Raw genomic sequence first — 16,518 nt, forward strand, 5'->3', positions numbered from 1 at the left:
CGCAGGCGCCGGGCAAGCCCGGTGCCTGCGGGAGAACGCGCCGCCAACGGGGCACGGGATTTAGGAAAAGTCCTACAGAAAGCTCGACAGGTCTTCCGTAGCCTTGCGCCCTCACTCATCTGACACCTTTCTGGGGCGCACGTTGTCGAACAAGTCCTTACGCATCCTGATCGCTGACGAGCAACACTTCAATCGGCTGAGAATCGAGCGCTGGTTCAACCAACTTAATTATTTTCGGATAGCGCCAGTGCAAAATCTCGACGAGTTGCTGAGCCTGGTGGAATACGGTGGCGAGCCATTCGACCTGTTGGTCATCAATGCCGCACTGCCGGGCGGGAAGCTGGATCTGTTGGATTACTGCCTCGACAATCGGCAGTTGGATCGCGTGTTGATCTACGACGGCCAGCAGGCGCAACTGCCGCCTGTCCCAGCCTGCGAGCAGCAGAAAATTCAGGTGAGCCATGCCTCGCTGCCGGATCCGGGGACGATCCAGCGCCTGATGGCGATCATCGATCCGCGCCTACCGTTTGTCGGCACTGTCATTTCTGTCAGGTAGTTCGCAGAGGCTTTTCATGCAACAGTCTATGCGCAGCTACTGCGTCCAATTCGAGCTTTGCTCATGGGTAATCAGTGCCTAATCGTCGTGTTGTTGCACAGGGAGTAGCCATGAAGTCAGTGCTGATAGTGGACGATCACCCGGTGATTCGCGGCGCACTCAAAATCGTACTCAAGCAAGAGGGGTACAAGCGCATTTATGAAGCGGCCAGCGGTAACGAAGTGCTGCCGATGATCCGTGAGCACCGACCGGAACTGGTGGTGTTGGACCTTAACATTCCGTCCCTCGACGGGCTGGATGTGCTGGCCAGGATCAAGGCCGGTGAGGTGCCGTGCCGGATCGTGGTCTTCACGTCCCAGGAGCCGGAGTTTTTCCAGGACCGGTGCATGCGTGCCGGCGCTTCTGCCTTCGTCGCCAAGACCAATGACCTGCAGCATTTGCATAAGGCCGTGCACGCCGTGATGTCCGGTTATACCTATTTCACCCGGTTACCCTCCAGTTCAGTGTCGTTGAGCGCATTGCAACGCAGCGAAAAACAGATGATCGCCAATCTGTCGGACCGCGAGCTGTCGATCTTCCAGCACCTGGCCAGGGGGGTGAGTAACAAGGCTATCGCCGAAATCATGCATTTGAGCCACAAGACCGTCAGCACCTACAAAACCCGTTTGACGGAAAAGCTCAATGTCGATTCACCGGTGCACCTGCGCGATCTTGCCCGGCGCAATCACCTGATCTGAATGAACATTTTTCGACGCCCGCGCGACCTGAGCATCCTTTTGCTACTGGGACTATGCCTGTGGGCATCGAGTGCCTGCGCGCAGCCGCAAACGCTGACCCTGCTCGGGCGCTCAAGCGTGGAGGGTGACAGCGTCAAGCTGTCAGCGGCCGATTCGCGCTGGCTGCAGCAAAAGGGGCGGCTGGTGCTGGCCGTCTCGGCTCCGGATTATCCGCCCTTCGACATCACCACCACCGGCCATGCGCTGGAAGGGGTGACGGCGGACTATGCCGGTGTGCTCCAACAACTGTTGCAGGTGCAGATCGACGTTCAGCGCTACGCGTCCCGGGAGGAAGCAGTCCGGGCGCTCAAGGAGGGGCATGCGGACCTGTTGGGCACGGCCAATCGTTATGAGGCCCAGGACCCGCAGTTACAGATGTCCAGTGCCTATGCCGTCGATCAACCGGTGCTGGTGACCCAGACCGATGCGCCTCAGATAACGGACCCGGCGCTGGCCCGCAAGCGACTGGCGATGCTGTACCACTATTTGCCCGAACACAGCGTGCAGCAGTTCTACCCCGACGCGAACGTTCAGCTCTATCCCTCGACGCTGGCGGCAGTGGGTGCCGTGGCCTTCGGTCAGGCGGATGTGTATCTGGGCGATGCGATCAGCGCCCATTACCTGATCAGCAAGAACTACCTCAACAACGTGCAGTTGGCTGACTTCTCGCGCATGGAGTCCGGCCGCTTCGCTTTTGCGATGAGCCGCGACAACCGTCCGTTACTGCGCATCGTCAACCAGGCGTTGGCGATGATTGCCACCAATGAGCAGATGAATATTTTGCGGCGCTGGGGGGCGGGGGGTGTGTCCATGCCGGGTACTCAGTCACTGCAATTGAGCGTGGCCGAGCAGCGTTGGCTCGACCGGCACCCGCGTGTGAATGTGGCGATCAATGCGAACATCCCGCCGATCACGTTCACCGACAGCGAGGGCCGGTTTCGTGGCATCGGTGTCGACGTCCTGGCGAAAATCGGCCTGCGCACCGGCATGCAGTTCGACATCCACGTCATGCATTCGGTGAGCGAGATGTTAGAGGGCATCAAGAGCGGCCAGATCGACATGCTGGCGGGGATCGGCCTCAGTTCTCGACGGGAAGAGGCGCTGCTCTTTACCCGGCCATTCCTGACCAGTCCTTCGGTGCTGGTGACACGGGTAGCACCGGGCAGCCCCAAAACCCTGGATGAGATGGCCGGAAAAACCCTCGCGCTGACCCAGGGCAACATCGCCAGCGAGTACATTCGGGAGCACTTCCCGTTGATCCGCTGTGTGGATGCGCCCTTGTCGGCGGAGGCCATGGAAATGGTCGCCCAGGGCAAGGCCGATGGCAGCATCAACTCCTTGATCGGCGCCCGCTACCAGATTTCCCGGCAATACCGCGATCGTCTGCAAGTGACCAGCACGGTGGGCACCGACCCCGCTCGCAGTACCCTGGCCACCAGTCGCGAAGCCACCGAGTTGCATTCGATCCTGGACAAGGCGCTGCTGAGTATCCCCCCTGAAGAAATCGACGAGCTGATACTGCCCTGGCGCAATGACCTGATGGTCGAGCAGAGCTATTGGCTGCGGCATCGGCAGACCATTTTCCAGGCGTTCGCCGCCGCTGGCGTCTTGCTCTTGATCGCTTTGGCAGGGATCGTCTGGCAGCGTCGACAGATCCGGCAGCGTCAACAATTGCTGGCGCAACTGCAGGACGCCAAGGACGCCGCGGACGACGCCAACCGGGCCAAGACCACGTTTCTGGCCACCATGAGCCATGAAATCCGCACGCCCATGAACGCCCTGATCGGCATGCTCGAACTGGCGCTGAAACGGGCGGATGAAGGTGTCACCGACCGTTCGGCCATCGAAGTGGCATCCAATGCCGGCCAACAATTGCTGGCATTGATCGGTGACATTCTGGACATCGCCCGTATCGAGTCCGGGCATCTGTCGCAGACGCCGGAGCGCACCCGATTGCAGGCGTTGGTGCTGTCGGTGTGTCGGATCTTCGAAGGCCTGGCGCGGCAGAAAAACCTGCAATGGCGGGTTGAGCTCGACCCACAGAGCGACTGTGATGTGCTGATCGATCCCACGCGTTTCAAGCAAGTGCTGTCCAATCTGTTGAGTAATGCGATCAAGTTCACCCCTGAAGGCGAGGTCAGTCTGAAACTGCGGGTGGATCAGTTGTCATCGCAGCGTCTGGCGGTCAGCGTGCAAGTGCAGGACAGCGGCATCGGCATCAGCGCCTTCGATCAGCAGCGCTTGTTCAGTCCCTTCGTGCAGGCCGGCAATGGTCAGCAATCGGGTCGGCAGGGTTCCGGGCTGGGGCTGGTGATCAGCCGCACCTTGTGCGAAATGATGGGCGGCCGCTTGCAGCTCGAAAGCACCCTCGGGGGCGGTACCCGTGTCGACATCAACCTTGAACTGGTTGCGTTGCAACCGCTGCCGGCCAGCGCGTTGGAGGACCGCGCCGTGCAGGCACCGACACGACCGCTGACGATATTGGTGGTCGACGATTACCCGGCCAATCGCCTGTTGCTCTCGCGGCAGTTGAGCTGGCTGGGGCATCAGGTGCTGGAGGCCGAGGATGGCCAGCAAGGTCTTGAGCAGTGGAGCGAGTACGAATTCGACCTGGTCATCACCGACTGCAACATGCCGGTGGTCAGTGGTTATGAGTTGGCGGGGGCGATTCGCGACGAGGAGCGGTGCCAGGGATTGTCGCCGACGGTGATCCTGGGGTTAACGGCCAATGCGCAACCCGAGGAGAAAATTCGCTGTATCGAGGCGGGGATGGACGATTGCCTGTTCAAGCCGATTCGGTTGGAGGATCTGAGCGCCTGGTTGGCCGCAAGGTTTTTGAGCGAGCCGGCCGCGCCGGTCAAAGCGCCTTCATCCGGCGAGATCGACTTGAGCGGACTGGAGCGCTACGTGGGCGCCGATCATGAGCTGATTACCCAGTTGTTGCGCGATCTGGCGGTGACCAATCGCGATGATCGTGAACGCTTGCTGCAGGAGCATGCCAGCGGCAATCACCATGGCTTGCAGGAGCTGGCGCACCGGATCAAGGGCGGAGCGTTGATGGTCCGGGCCATGAATCTGGTCGAGTGCTGCGAACAGCTGGAACGTGCGTGTGGCGAGGGCAACGCGTCACTGATCGACGTCGCCGTCGATCAGTTGCAGCAAGCCATGAGGCGCCTGGAACAAGGCCTTGAGCAGGGCTGACGCTTAGTCCCAGTGTGGCGCGATGCCTTTGGGGCTGGTCAGGCGATGGCCGCGATCCAGACTGGCGATCAAGGCCATGTCGGCTTCGCTGAGAATCAGTTCGCGGGCCTTCAGGTTGCTTTCAAGGTTGGCGCGTTTCGTGGACGAAGGAATCACCGCGTAACCCGATTGCATGGCCCAGGCCAGGGTGACCTGTGCCGGGGTCGCCTGCAGGCGCTCGGCTATCTGCCGGATGACCGGGTCCTTGAGCACTTCGCCGTAAGCCAGGGTCATGTACGAGGTGATCTGGATGCCCTGGCGCTGCGCAAACTCGACCACTTTGCGGTTTTGCAGATAGGGGTGCAGTTCGATCTGGTTAGTAGCGATGTGCTCGGCGCCGATGGCGGCGATGGCTTGTTTCATCAGGTCGATGGTGAAGTTCGACACCCCGATCTGCCGGGTCAGGCCCAGTTGCCTGGCTTCGAGCAGGGCGCCCATGAATTCCTCCACCGGTACCTGATCTTCCGGCGACGGCCAGTGGATGAGCGTCAGGTCCAGGTAGTCGGTGCGCAGTTTGCGCAGGCTCTCCTTGAGACTGTCGATGAGGCGATCCCTGGCGAAGTTGGCCACCCAGATCTTGCTGGTGATGAACAGTTCGTCACGGGCGATGCCACTGGCGGCGATGGCCTCGCCAACCTCGGCTTCGTTCTCGTAGATTTGCGCGGTGTCGATGACCCGGTAGCCCAGTTCGAGGCCGGTGCGCACCGAATCGATGACCACCTGGCCTTGCAAGCGAAAAGTACCCAGGCCGAATGCGGGGATAGACATGAAAGACTCCAGAGGTTGCAGTGGGAATGGGCGCGAGTATCCGGGTCTGCATCCATGGGAAAAACCGCTGGAATGGCAAAGCAATGTTTACCGGAAATCATGAATCGGACAGTCCGCTGTAGCACGGGGACTGATCTGGCGGCGTGGGCGTCAGATGAGTCATCATCGTTCCGCTAGTAGAACGATCAAGCTGTTTTTTACCGTCTAGCGCTTCATTGTCGATATTTTTAAGCTATGTCCATGGTTTCACTCACCTCTTCAGGAGACACCATGAAAAACATCATCGGTATCTACACCAGCCCGCATATGCACTGGGTCGGCGACGGTTTTCCGGTCCGTACGCTGTTTTCCTACGACAACCTGGCCAAACACATCAGCCCGTTTCTGCTGCTGGATCACGCGGGGCCGGCTGAATTCACCCCGACCACCGAGCGACGTGGCGTGGGTCAGCACCCGCACCGGGGTTTCGAAACCGTGACCATCGTCTACAAGGGCGAACTGGAACACCGCGATTCCACTGGCAGTGGCGGCAAGATCGGCGCGGGTGATGTGCAATGGATGACCGCTGCTTCCGGCATTCTCCACGAAGAGTTCCATTCCGAAGGTTTTGCCAAAAGCGGCGGCACCCTGGAGATGGTGCAGTTGTGGGTCAACCTGCCGGCCAGGGACAAAATGGCCGATCCCGGATACCAGACCCTGCTCGATGCGGATATCCCAAGCATCGCCCTGAAGAACAACGCAGGCCGCCTGCGCTTGATTGCCGGTGAGTTCGATGGGCAAACAGGCCCGGCGCGCACCTTTACGCCGATCGACGTCTGGGATCTGCGTCTCAATGGCGGCCAGGCGCTCACGCTTGACCTGCATGAAGGTCGTAACACGGCGTTGGTGATCTTGCGCGGCACGGTTCAGGTCAATGGTCTGGAGTCGGTGGGCGAAGGGCAGTTGGTCCTGTTCGAGCGCCAGGGCAACCAGCTCACCCTGCAAGCGAGTGCCGATGCAGTGGTGTTGTTGCTCAGCGGTGAGCCGATTGACGAGCCCATCGTCGGTCACGGTCCGTTCGTGATGAACACCGAACAGGAGATCCACCAGGCTTTCGCCGACTTCCAGTCCGGCCGCTTCGGTCGCATGCACGGTTGACGGGAAGACCCGCGACATCGCGCTGAGCATGGGCACGTACATCCGGCAACCCCCATAACTTGTGGCAACGGGCAAGCACGTTGCTGCAGGTTTGTGCTCGTTAGGCTCCAGCTAAATCAATTGCTCCTACACTGTGGCCAATGCGATCTTGCGTTCATTGTTCCGGGCTGGAGTTGCTTGATGTTGTCTTTTCTTACCGAACATCCGCTGATTTGCGCCATGGTGCTGGTGTTGATCGATCTCGGGCTGTGGCGTTTAGTCAGTGCCAATCGCAATGGCTGGAAGCTGTTGGTGCGGGTCGTGATTTTTTCATTGTTCAGTCTTCTGCTGTTCAACGAAGGCTTGAATCCGATGGAGCCGGCGCCGTGGGCCGACAACGTGCCGTTGCATCTGGCGGCGACAGGGTTGCAGATCGGTTGGTGGCTGTTCGGTGCGCGCACCCTGACCGTGTTGATTGGCGCGGCGATGATGCAACGGGTCGGGCATACCGGGCGACTGTTGCAGGACCTGCTCGGCGCGGTGATTTTCCTGGTCGCGGTCATCGCGGCCCTGGCGTACGTGCTTGATCTGCCGGTCAAGGGCGTCCTGGCCACATCCGGCGCGCTGGCGATCATTGTCGGTCTGGCCTTGCAGAGCACCCTCAGCGACGTATTTTCCGGGATCGTCCTCAACACCACCAAACCCTATCAACTGGATGACTGGATCTCCATCGACGGCACCGAAGGCCGGGTCATCGACATCGATTGGCGCGCCACGCGCCTGCAGACGTCCCTGGGCTGCATGGCGGTGATTCCCAATTCGCTGGCGGCCAAGGCCAAGATCGTCAACTTCAGCCGGCCCAGCGACATTTTCGGCATTTCGATCAGTTTGCAGGTGAGCCCCCATGTCCGGCCGAACAGGGTGATCGATGCCCTTGAGCGGGCGATGCAGGGCTGCCGCATGCTGTTGACCACGCCGCCGGCCAAAGTGGCACTGAAAAACTCCTCCAGCACTGGCGTGGAATTCGAAATCATCGGGTTTGTCGCCTCGATGAACGAGCAGCGCGAGGTACGCAATCAACTCTACGATCTGGCGTACCGGCATTTGCAGGCGTCCGGGGTCAACTTGCTCTCGAGCGAGGAATCCTGCACGCCGACCAACCTCTCGCGGCCACGGGCGCTGCTCGACAGTTCACCGATCTTCTCTACCTTGCGTCAGGAAGAGAAAGAAACCTTCAGCCAGAACATGAGCCTGCAAACCTTTCGTGCCGGCGAGACGATATTGGCGGCGGGGGAGGTCAGTGATCATTTGTTCATCATTGAATCCGGGGTGGTGACGGTCACCTTGAGCCGCCACGGTACGCCTTTCGAATCCGGGCGCATGGGACCGGGCGAAGTGATCGGCGAGGCGGGCATCCTGGAAGACAGTTCGGTGCCCGCCGCGTTTGCGGCGAAAACCCCGTGCGCGCTTTACCGCATCGAGAAGGAGTACCTCAAACCTTGTCTGGATGCCCGACACGACATCAACGATGCGATGAAAAACCTGCTGGATTTCCGTTTGCACAAAGCGCAAACACTGACTCAGGACGTGCCGCAGGTTGTGCAGAAAACGGGTTTTTTGCATTGGTTGCGTAATCGGGTATGAAGGGGCGTTGCAGGTTCGTGGGGGAGGTTGACCTTTCTTCTTGCGCAAGTGGCCTCCTCGACTTCTGGAATATTGGCTATTTGTCCAAAGCGCTTCGGGCACTAACGTAGTCACACACCCACTTGCCCTGGAGCACATCCCATGCAACCACGTACCGATTTCTATACCGCCAGCCCTGACGCCCTCAAAGCGATGATCGCCCTGGAAACCGCGGTTTCCAAGCTGCCGCTGGAGAAGCCCCTGATCGAACTGGTCAAGCTGCGTGCTTCGCAAATCAATGGCTGCGCCTTCTGCATCGACATGCACACCGCCGATGCGATCAAGGGGGGTGAAACCCCGCGTCGCCTGTTCGCCGTGACCGCCTGGCGTGAGGCGCCGTTCTTCACCGAGCGCGAACGCGCTGCGCTGCTCTGGACCGAATCCCTGACCCAACTCAGCCTGACCCACGCGCCGGATGAAGACTACGACGTGGTCAGCGCCCAGTTCACACCCAAGGAAATGGTCGACCTGACCGTGGCCATCAGCACCATCAACAGCTGGAACCGCTTGGCGGTAGGCTTCCGCAAAACCCCTCAGGCCTGATTCTCAAGTCGCTGCCGATGCGCCTCATTGGGCATCGGCACTCGGCGCGGCCGGTGGTTGCACCTTGCGCATCAAGGGCACCATCGCCGTGGCGATGACGAAGCAGACCCCGATCATCAGAAACGCGTCGCCATAGGTTTGCGTCTGGGCTTCGCGATAGGTCAACAGCCAGAGCTGATGCAGGCTGGCAGTGACCCCGACATCGCCGCTCTGTCCCAGGGCGGCGAAGTTGTTTGCGACCTGCGACAGCCACTGGTTGAGGGCCTCGTTGGTGCTGTTGAGGTTCTCCGCCAGCCTTGTGAAGTGCAGGTTAGTGCGGTCGTTGAGAATGGTCGCACAGGCGGCGATGCCAATCGCGCCGCCCAGGTTACGCATCAGGTTGAACAACCCCGAAGCATGTTTCAGTCGCGCCGGTGCCAACCCGCCCAGGGTCAAGGTCACCGCGGGCGGCACCGCCAGTTGCTGGGCAATCCCGCGCAGGGCTTGCGGCAGCATCAATTCCCTGGCGCCCCAGTCATGGGTGATCGGGCTGAAATCCCACATCGACAAGGCGAACAGCCCAAGGCCGGCCATCATGATCCAGCGCAGATCGACGCGGTTGGCCAGAAAGGCATACAGCGGAATCGCCATGATCTGGAACACGCCGGTGGAGAAAACCGCCAGACCAATGTCCAGCGCGCCGTAGCCACGCACCCGACCGAGAAACAGCGGCGTCAGGTAAATGGTGGCGAACAGGCCGATGCCGGTGACGAACGAGAAGAAGCAGCCGAGGGCGAAGTTGCGGTCCTTCAAGGCACGCAGATCGACGATCGGGTTGGCCACGTGCAAGGTCCGGCCAATAAACGCCAGGCCTGCCAGGCCGCTGATCCAGGCGGTGGTCAGAATCGTGCGGTCACTGAACCAGTTCCAGCGCGGGCCTTCTTCGAGGGTGTATTCCAGGCAACCGAGGAACAGGGCGAGAAACACCATGCTTGTATAGTCGGCGCCCTTGAGCAGCGACAGTTCCGGCTGGTCGATCTTCACCAGGATCGGCACGGCCACGGCGACAAAAATCCCTGGCACCAGGTTGATGTAGAACAGCCAGTGCCAGGACGAAATGTCGGTGATCCAGCCACCGATGACCGGGCCCAGGGTCGGCGCCAGGGAAGCCACAGCGCCGATGGTCGCGGCGGCGATGACCCGTTGCTTGCCGCTGAAGAACACGAAGGCCGTGGTGAACACCATCGGGATCATCGATCCGCCGAGAAACCCTTGCAGGGCGCGGAAGGCGATCATGCTCTGGATGTTCCATGCCGCGCCGCACAACAGGCTGGTCAGGGTGAAGCCCACCGCCGAGGCGCAAAACAGCCAGCGTGTGGAGAACACTCGGGAGAGCCAGCCTGACAGTGGAATGACGATGATTTCGGCGATCAGGTAACTGGTTTGCACCCAGGCGGTTTCGTCAGTACCGGCCGAGAGTCCGCCACCAATGTCACGCAGCGACGCCGAGACGATCTGGATGTCCAGCAGCGCAATGAACATGCCGATGCACATGCTGGCGAAGGCGAAGACCTTGGTCGCCGTCGCCATGTTCGCCGCATTGAACGGTTGCGCCGGGGCGGCGAGGGCGCGGCTCATGGCGCGCTGGCCACGGCTGGCGCTTCAGGCTCCTTGCGGGTGTCCACTTCGGCGGTCACCGACAGGCCGGGGCGCAGGTGGCCGAGCACACCGTCAGCCGGATCGAGGTGGATGCGCACTGGCACCCGTTGCACGATCTTGGTGAAGTTGCCGGTGGCGTTTTCCGGCGGTAGCACGCTGAACTGAGCGCCGCTGGCCGGCGCGAGGCTGTCCAGGTGACCATGGAATTCCTGACCCGAGAGCACGTCGGCATGAATCACGACTCGCTGGCCGGGCGTCATGCGTGCCAATTGGTCTTCCTTGAAATTGGCATCGACCCACAAGCCGCTGGAGGGCACGACCGACAGCAGTTGCGAACCGGCCTGGGCATAAGCGCCGAGCCGTGCCCGGCGATTGCCGATCACGCCGTCGACGGGTGCGCGCAGTTCGGTATAGCCCACGTTCAACTGCGCCAGATCACGTTCGGCCCTGGCCTGGATCAGCGCGGCGCGGGCCTGCTGCTTCTGGGTGGCGATCACGTTCAACTGCCGCTGAGCGGCCAGCAACTCAGCCTGGGCGCGATTGCTTTGGGCCTGGGCGGTCTTGAAGGTGGCGTTGGCCCTCTGCGCGCTTTCCACGGAAACGGCGTTGGTGCTGACCAGTTTTTTGTAGCGCGCGTCGTCATCCCGCGAACGGGCGGTTTCGGCGCCGGCGGCGTCGATGCCGGCGCGGGCCTGGCCGATGACGGTTTGCTGCAGTTGTTCGGTGGCGTCGAGGTTGGCGAGCAAGGCTTCCTCGGCCGCCACCGCGCCTTCGGCCTTGGCCAGGTTGGCGCGGTAATCGCGGGAGTCGAGACGAATCAGCACATCGCCGGCCTTGACCTTCTGGTTGTCGGTCACCAGCACTTCGTCGATGTAACCCGCCACTTTCGGCCCGATCACCGTCACATCGCCGCCAATGTAGGCGTCGTCGGTTGCTTCGATGAAACGGCCGGCCGTCCACCAATGTGCGGCGTACACGCCGGCCACTACCAGCGCCGCCACACCCAGCGTCGGCAGGAGCAGGCGCTTGAGCAGGGGAGGCCTGGGGGTGTTCACCGGGACAGCAAGGTCGGGTTCAACGGGGGGCATGCCGGTCATGGAGAATTACCTGTCGGAAGCGGCGTTTAATTACGCATGTAATATGACGTATGTAATATTTTGTGGCAAATGGTATTTGCGGCCGGTCGTCAGGTGGTTTGTCCAGTGGAAATAAAGAAGGTTTTGTGTGCGCTGGAGGACCCTGTGGGAGCGAGCTTGCTCGCGATAGCGGCCGTTCAGTCAACAATGATGGTGCCTGACACGCCGCCATCGCGAGCAGGCTCGCTCCCACAGGGAATCGCTACGGGTTTACTGGAATGAAAAAGGCCGGTGATCTGCGCGATCACCGGCCTTTTTTGGACCTATTGCTTAGACGCGTTCGATAATCGCCGCAATCCCCTGACCGCCACCGATGCACATGGTCACCAGGGCGTAACGGCCGTTGATGCGGTGCAGTTCGTGGATGGCCTTGGTGGCGATGATGGCGCCGGTCGCGCCTACCGGGTGACCCAGGGCGATACCCGAACCGTTCGGGTTGACCTTGGCCGGATCGAGGTCCAGTTCCTGGCTGACCGCGCAGGCTTGTGCGGCGAAGGCGATGTTGGCTTCGATCACGTCCAGGTCAGCGACGGTCAGGCCGGCGCGCTTGAGTGCCAGGCGCGTGGCCGGGATCGGTCCCAGGCCCATCAGTTCAGGCTCGACGCCGGCGTGGGCGTAGCTGACCAGACGCGCCAGAGGGCGCAGGTTGTTAGCCTGGACCGCGTTGCCGGTGGCCATGACCAGCGCCGCCGCGCCGTCGTTCAAGCCCGAAGCGTTGCCGGCGGTGACCGAACCCTCTTTCTTGAACGCCGGCTTCATTGCGGCCAACTGTTCCAGCGACGTGGCGCGTGGGTGCTCGTCGACGCTGAACAGCTTGGTGCCCTTGCGATCCTGGATTTCCACGGTCGCGATCTGCTCGCTGAAATAACCGTTGGCAATCGCATGGGCGGCGCGTTTCTGGTCTTCCAGCGCCAGGGCATCCTGCATTTCGCGACTGATGCCGTTGCGTTCGGCGATGTTCTCGGCGGTGATGCCCATGTGGATGTTGTGGAACGGGTCATGCAGGATGCCCAGCATGTAATCGATGGCCTGGACGTTGCCCATGCGCGCGCCCCAGCGGGCCGAAGGCAGCAGGTACGGGCCGCGGCTCATTGATTCGGCGCCGGCACCGATGGCGATTTCGGCATCGCCCAGCAGCAGCGTCTGCGCCGCGCTGATGATCGCTTGCAGGCCGGAACCGCAGAGACGGTTGACGTTGTAGGCAGGGGTTTCTTTCGGGATCCCGGCGTTCATCGCGGCGACCCGGGAGATGTAGGCGTCACGGTTTTCGGTCGGGATCACGTTGCCCATGACCAGATGACCGACCAGCGCCGGGTCCACGGCGGCCCGTTGCAGGGCGGCCTTCACGGCGGTGGTGGCCAGGTCGGCCGGCGGCACGTCCTTGAGTGAACCGCCAAAGGTGCCGATGGCGGTACGGGCGGCGCTGACGACGTAGATTTCCGGAGTGTTCATGGCTGGTTTCCTTTCGGTGAATTCTTATCAGTACTGCGATTGAGCAAGGCGTTCAAGGCCGTTTTCGCTTCGTCGCTGTTGAGGCGTTCGATGAACAGCAGGTTCTCTTTACGCAGGGTGGCTTGCAGTTCCGCCATGCCGGCCTGTTTCATCAGTTGTCGCGATTGCCGCAGGGCTTGCTGAGGCATTGCCAGCAGTCGGTGGGCGAGACGGGTGGCCGCCGCCAGGCATTGCGCCCCGTCGTCGAACACCTCGTTGGCCAGGCCCCATGCCAGCGCTTCGCTGCCGTCCAGACTGTCGCCCAACAGCAACAGGCGTGCGGCGCGGGCCTGACCGAGCAGGCGCGGCAGCAGCAGGCTGGCACCGAACTCCGGGCACAGGCCCAGGTTGACGAACGGCATGCGCAGCTTGGCATTGCGGGTGACCAGCACCTGATCGCAATGCAGCAGCACGGTGGTGCCAATGCCGATGGCGGCTCCGCACACGGCCGCGATCAGTGGTTTTTGCAGATGGGTCACGGCGCGCATCAGGCGGAACGCCGGGCTGTCCAGGTGCGTGGGTGGCTGCTGCAGGAAGTCCACCAGGTCATTGCCGCTGGAAAAACAGGTCGGGCCACCGGTCAGGATGACCACGCCGACCGAGTCGTCCTCGTCCGCGGCGAACAACAGGTCGGCCAGGCGCATGTACATGGCGTTGGTCAGTGCGTTGAGCTTGTCGGGGCGGTCGATGGTCAGCGTCAGTACGCCATCGCGTTGTTCATGTTTGATCAGGTCGGTCATGGATGGCTCTTGCAGAGTCGGTTCGGCCGCCACTTTAAGCGTCAGGCAAACCCCGCAGCTATGACAAAACGGGTCAACCCACCTGATGCTTTTTGCCATGTGCCGTTGCTGGTCCGGCGGTGCCAGTCGGTCCGCACACACCCATTCGGGGTATGGTGCCGCCTGGCGAATCGCCCAATAGTAGGTTCACCGCTCATCCAGAGCCGAACTCGCTTGATAAGGTGAATGTGCAATGCGCAAGACACTGAGGGTGATTTCCAGTCTGTTTGCTCTTCCGTTGATCATCAACGCCCAGGCCGCCGAAGTGGACGACAGCCATACGCTGCGGCTCTACAACTGGGCGGATTACATCGGTGAAAAAACCCTGTCGGACTTTGAAAAGTCCACCGGCATCAAAGTCATCTACGACACGTTCGATTCCTATGAAACCGTGCAGGCCAAGTTGCTCACCGGCCACTCCGGTTATGACCTGATCGTGCTCAACGCCTCCCTCGCACCGCCGCTGATCCAGGCCAGGGTTTTCCAGCCGCTGGATAAAAAGTTGCTGCCGGGCTGGAGCAATCTTGACCCGAAAGTCCTGCATGACCTGCAAGGGTTCGATCCGGGCACCGCCTACTCGGCGCCCTACACCTGGGGCAGCAACGGCATCACGTACAACGTCGACAAGATCAAGGAGCGCATGCCGGACGCGCCCATCGGTTCGCTGGCAATGATCTTCGATCCGAAGATCGTTTCGCGCTTCGCCGACTGCGGCGTGACCCTGCTCGACGCCCCCACCGAAGTCATTCCCATGGCCTTGAAATACCTGGGACGCGACCCGAGAAGCGCGGCCCCGGCAGACCTGAAAGCCGCCCAGGACTTGCTGTTGTCGGTCAGGCCGTACATCCGCAAGTTCGACTCGGTCAATTACCTCACCAGTCTGCCCAATGGCGACGTGTGCATGGCCATGACCTGGTCCGGTGACTACGCGACGGCCATGGCTCGTGCCGAAGAAGCCAAGAAGCAGATCAACCTGGCGTACTTCATTCCCAGGGAAGGCTCGCTGATCTGGTTCGACAACATGTACATCCCGGCCGATGCACCCCACGTCGCCAACGCCCACAGGTTTCTGCAATACCTGATGCAGCCGCAGGTGATGGCGGACGTGAGCGACTTCATCAATTACGCCAACAGCAACGCGGCGGCCACGCCATTGCTCAATGCCAGCGTGCGAAACAATCCGGCGATTTATCCCGATGAAGATGTTCGTCAACGGTTGTTTCCGCAGAAAACCCAGGACGCGAAAGACATGCGAGCCATGACACGCGTCTGGAGCACCGTGAAAAGCGGGATTTGATCGTCCAATCGTTTCGTTTGAGGTTCTTGTATGGCTACCCCAACTAAAAAAGTGTTCTCGACCGTCGAAGCGGCTGAACTGGTCAAGGCCGACAAGGCCCATCACATGCACGGCTATCACGTGTTCGACGAGCATGCCGAGCAGGGCTCGCTGAACATCGTCGCCGGCGACGGCGCCTATATATATGACACCCAGGGCAACCGTTTTCTCGATGCCGTCGGCGGCATGTGGTGCACCAACATCGGTCTGGGCCGTGAAGAAATGGCCCTTGCCATTGCCGATCAAGTGCGGCAACTGGCGTATTCCAACCCGTTTTCCGACATGTCGAACAACGTGGCGATCGAGTTGTGCGAAAAACTCGCCAGCCTCGCCCCCGGTGACCTCGACCATGTGTTCCTCACCACGGGCGGTTCCACGGCGGTGGACACGGCGTACCGGCTGATCCAGTACTACCAGAACTGTCGCGGCAAGCCGGAAAAGAAACAAATCATCGCGCGCTTCAACGCCTATCACGGCTCGACCACCTTGACCATGTCGATCGGCAACAAGGCCGCCGACCGGGTGCCGGAGTTCGATTACGCCAACCCGCTGATCCATCACGTGTCCAACCCTAACCCGTACCGCGCCCCGGACGGCATGGATGAAGCGCAGTTCCTCGAGTTTCTGGTCAAGGAGTTCGAAGACAAGATCCTGTCGATCGGCGTGGACAAGGTCGCCGGCTTTTTCGCCGAGCCGATCATGGGCTCGGGCGGGGTGATCATTCCGCCCAAGGGTTACCTCAAGCGCATGTGGGAGGTGTGCCAGCGCTACGACATCCTGTTCGTTGCCGACGAAGTGGTCACTTCGTTCGGGCGCCTGGGCAAGTTTTTCGCCTCCCTGGACGTGTTCGATGTGCAACCCGACATCATCACCACCGCCAAGGGCCTGACCTCCGCCTATCTGCCACTGGGCGCGTGCATCTTTTCCGACCGTATCTGGACAGTCATCGCCGAACCCGGCAAGGGTCGCTGCTTTACCCACGGCTTCACCTACAGCGGTCATCCGGTGTGCTGCACGGCGGCGCTGAAGAACATTGAAATCATCGAGCGGGAAAACCTGCTGGCCCATGTCGACGATGTCGGCGGCTATCTGGAACAGCGCCTGTCCACGCTCAAGGATTTGCCGTTGGTGGGGGATGTGCGTTGCCAGAAACTGATGGCCTGCGTGGAGTTCGTTGCCGACAAACGCACCAAGGCGTTGTTCGCCGACGAGATCAACATCGGCGAAAAAATCCATGTGCGGGCACAGGCCAGGGGCTTGCTGGTGCGGCCGATCATGCACCTCAATGTCATGTCGCCGCCGTTGATTCTCACCTATGACCAGGTCGACGAAATTGTCGAGATCCTGCGGGTGTGCATCCTCGAAGTGGCGGCCGAGCTGGAGCAGAGCGGCCAGTATTTCGGCCAATGAGTCTTTCAGTCAGGTTTTTACCAAGGGCTTGCACACCCGCTAGACT

13 protein-coding genes are annotated in these 16,518 nt (G+C 61.0%); 8 read left to right on the forward strand and 5 right to left on the reverse strand.

The window, feature by feature from the left end:
- Positions 1-142: 142 nt before the first annotated feature.
- The 3 genes from BLV61_RS25410 (at position 143) to BLV61_RS25420 (ending at position 4,533) form a co-directional block, all read left to right on the forward strand.
- A complete protein-coding gene (locus BLV61_RS25410) occupies positions 143-556 on the forward strand; it encodes an ANTAR domain-containing protein (RefSeq protein ID WP_047527369.1) in 414 nt (137 codons plus the stop codon).
- A 110-nt stretch (positions 557-666) separates the two neighbouring features.
- Entirely contained in the window at positions 667-1,293 is a 627-nt protein-coding gene (locus BLV61_RS25415) for a response regulator transcription factor (protein WP_090468208.1), read from the forward strand.
- Positions 1,294-4,533 carry a transporter substrate-binding domain-containing protein gene (locus BLV61_RS25420; protein ID WP_090468210.1) on the forward strand — a complete coding sequence of 1,080 codons (3,240 nt, stop codon included), beginning with the start codon at positions 1,294-1,296 and terminating at the stop codon, positions 4,531-4,533.
- A 3-nt stretch (positions 4,534-4,536) separates the two neighbouring features.
- On the opposite strand, the gene dkgB is transcribed toward BLV61_RS25420, so the two are convergent.
- Positions 4,537-5,340 (reverse strand): 2,5-didehydrogluconate reductase DkgB, encoded by an 804-nt coding sequence (dkgB, locus tag BLV61_RS25425; protein ID WP_047527373.1) that lies wholly within the window; start codon positions 5,338-5,340, stop codon positions 4,537-4,539.
- A 270-nt stretch (positions 5,341-5,610) separates the two neighbouring features.
- On the opposite strand from dkgB, the gene BLV61_RS25430 reads away from it, so the two are divergent.
- From BLV61_RS25430 to BLV61_RS25440, 3 genes are all read left to right on the forward strand, one after another.
- Positions 5,611-6,477: a pirin family protein gene (locus tag BLV61_RS25430; RefSeq protein WP_090468212.1), complete on the forward strand. Its 867-nt coding sequence runs from the start codon at positions 5,611-5,613 to the stop codon at positions 6,475-6,477.
- Between the two features lie 180 nt (positions 6,478-6,657).
- Positions 6,658-8,100, forward strand: coding sequence for a mechanosensitive ion channel domain-containing protein (locus BLV61_RS25435; RefSeq protein ID WP_090468214.1), 1,443 nt, complete (start codon positions 6,658-6,660; stop codon positions 8,098-8,100).
- Between the two features lie 141 nt (positions 8,101-8,241).
- Positions 8,242-8,682, forward strand: a complete 441-nt coding sequence (locus tag BLV61_RS25440) for a carboxymuconolactone decarboxylase family protein (RefSeq protein WP_090468217.1) — start codon at positions 8,242-8,244, stop codon at positions 8,680-8,682.
- A gap of 24 nt (positions 8,683-8,706) precedes the next feature.
- Here the strand turns inward: BLV61_RS25440 and BLV61_RS25445 are convergent, their stop codons facing one another.
- The 4 genes from BLV61_RS25445 to BLV61_RS25460 all read right to left on the reverse strand — a co-directional run bounded on the left by BLV61_RS25445 (position 8,707) and on the right by BLV61_RS25460 (position 13,687).
- Positions 8,707-10,299, reverse strand: coding sequence for a DHA2 family efflux MFS transporter permease subunit (locus BLV61_RS25445; RefSeq protein WP_090468218.1), 1,593 nt, complete (start codon positions 10,297-10,299; stop codon positions 8,707-8,709).
- Positions 10,296-11,417, reverse strand: coding sequence for an HlyD family secretion protein (locus tag BLV61_RS25450; RefSeq protein ID WP_090468220.1), 1,122 nt, complete (start codon positions 11,415-11,417; stop codon positions 10,296-10,298). Before BLV61_RS25450 ends, BLV61_RS25445 begins: the two co-directional genes overlap by 4 nt.
- 309 nt (positions 11,418-11,726) lie before the next feature.
- The gene (locus BLV61_RS25455; RefSeq protein WP_090468222.1) at positions 11,727-12,908 is read right to left on the reverse strand and encodes an acetyl-CoA C-acyltransferase family protein; all 1,182 of its coding nucleotides are present in this window, start codon (positions 12,906-12,908) and stop codon (positions 11,727-11,729) included.
- Positions 12,905-13,687 carry an enoyl-CoA hydratase-related protein gene (locus BLV61_RS25460; protein WP_090468224.1) on the reverse strand — a complete coding sequence of 261 codons (783 nt, stop codon included), beginning with the start codon at positions 13,685-13,687 and terminating at the stop codon, positions 12,905-12,907. Before BLV61_RS25460 ends, BLV61_RS25455 begins: the two co-directional genes overlap by 4 nt.
- Before the next feature lie 232 nt (positions 13,688-13,919).
- Here BLV61_RS25460 and BLV61_RS25465 point away from each other — a divergent pair, with 232 nt between their 5' ends.
- Together BLV61_RS25465 and BLV61_RS25470 are read left to right on the forward strand one after the other, a co-directional pair.
- Positions 13,920-15,023 (forward strand): polyamine ABC transporter substrate-binding protein, encoded by a 1,104-nt coding sequence (locus tag BLV61_RS25465; RefSeq protein ID WP_090468227.1) that lies wholly within the window; start codon positions 13,920-13,922, stop codon positions 15,021-15,023.
- A gap of 30 nt (positions 15,024-15,053) precedes the next feature.
- Positions 15,054-16,472 carry an aminotransferase gene (locus tag BLV61_RS25470; RefSeq protein ID WP_090468229.1) on the forward strand — a complete coding sequence of 473 codons (1,419 nt, stop codon included), beginning with the start codon at positions 15,054-15,056 and terminating at the stop codon, positions 16,470-16,472.
- Positions 16,473-16,518 lie beyond the last annotated feature (46 nt).

It is taken from the genome of Pseudomonas mohnii, from assembly GCF_900105115.1.
In the GTDB taxonomy this organism is placed as follows: domain Bacteria; phylum Pseudomonadota; class Gammaproteobacteria; order Pseudomonadales; family Pseudomonadaceae; genus Aquipseudomonas; species Aquipseudomonas mohnii.

Bases quoted from the DNA above. Each gene is read 5' to 3' on its own strand.
- BLV61_RS25415 (WP_090468208.1), top strand. From the start codon at position 667: ATGAAGTCAGTGCTGATAGTGGACGATCACCCGGTGATTCGCGGCGCA.
- BLV61_RS25420 (WP_090468210.1), top strand. From the start codon at position 1,294: ATGAACATTTTTCGACGCCCGCGCGACCTGAGCATCCTTTTGCTACTG.
- dkgB (WP_047527373.1), bottom strand. From the start codon at position 5,340: ATGTCTATCCCCGCATTCGGCCTGGGTACTTTTCGCTTGCAAGGCCAG.
- BLV61_RS25430 (WP_090468212.1), top strand. From the start codon at position 5,611: ATGAAAAACATCATCGGTATCTACACCAGCCCGCATATGCACTGGGTC.
- BLV61_RS25435 (WP_090468214.1), top strand. From the start codon at position 6,658: ATGTTGTCTTTTCTTACCGAACATCCGCTGATTTGCGCCATGGTGCTG.
- BLV61_RS25440 (WP_090468217.1), top strand. From the start codon at position 8,242: ATGCAACCACGTACCGATTTCTATACCGCCAGCCCTGACGCCCTCAAA.
- BLV61_RS25445 (WP_090468218.1), bottom strand. From the start codon at position 10,299: ATGAGCCGCGCCCTCGCCGCCCCGGCGCAACCGTTCAATGCGGCGAAC.
- BLV61_RS25450 (WP_090468220.1), bottom strand. From the start codon at position 11,417: ATGACCGGCATGCCCCCCGTTGAACCCGACCTTGCTGTCCCGGTGAAC.
- BLV61_RS25455 (WP_090468222.1), bottom strand. From the start codon at position 12,908: ATGAACACTCCGGAAATCTACGTCGTCAGCGCCGCCCGTACCGCCATC.
- BLV61_RS25460 (WP_090468224.1), bottom strand. From the start codon at position 13,687: ATGACCGACCTGATCAAACATGAACAACGCGATGGCGTACTGACGCTG.
- BLV61_RS25465 (WP_090468227.1), top strand. From the start codon at position 13,920: ATGCGCAAGACACTGAGGGTGATTTCCAGTCTGTTTGCTCTTCCGTTG.
- BLV61_RS25470 (WP_090468229.1), top strand. From the start codon at position 15,054: ATGGCTACCCCAACTAAAAAAGTGTTCTCGACCGTCGAAGCGGCTGAA.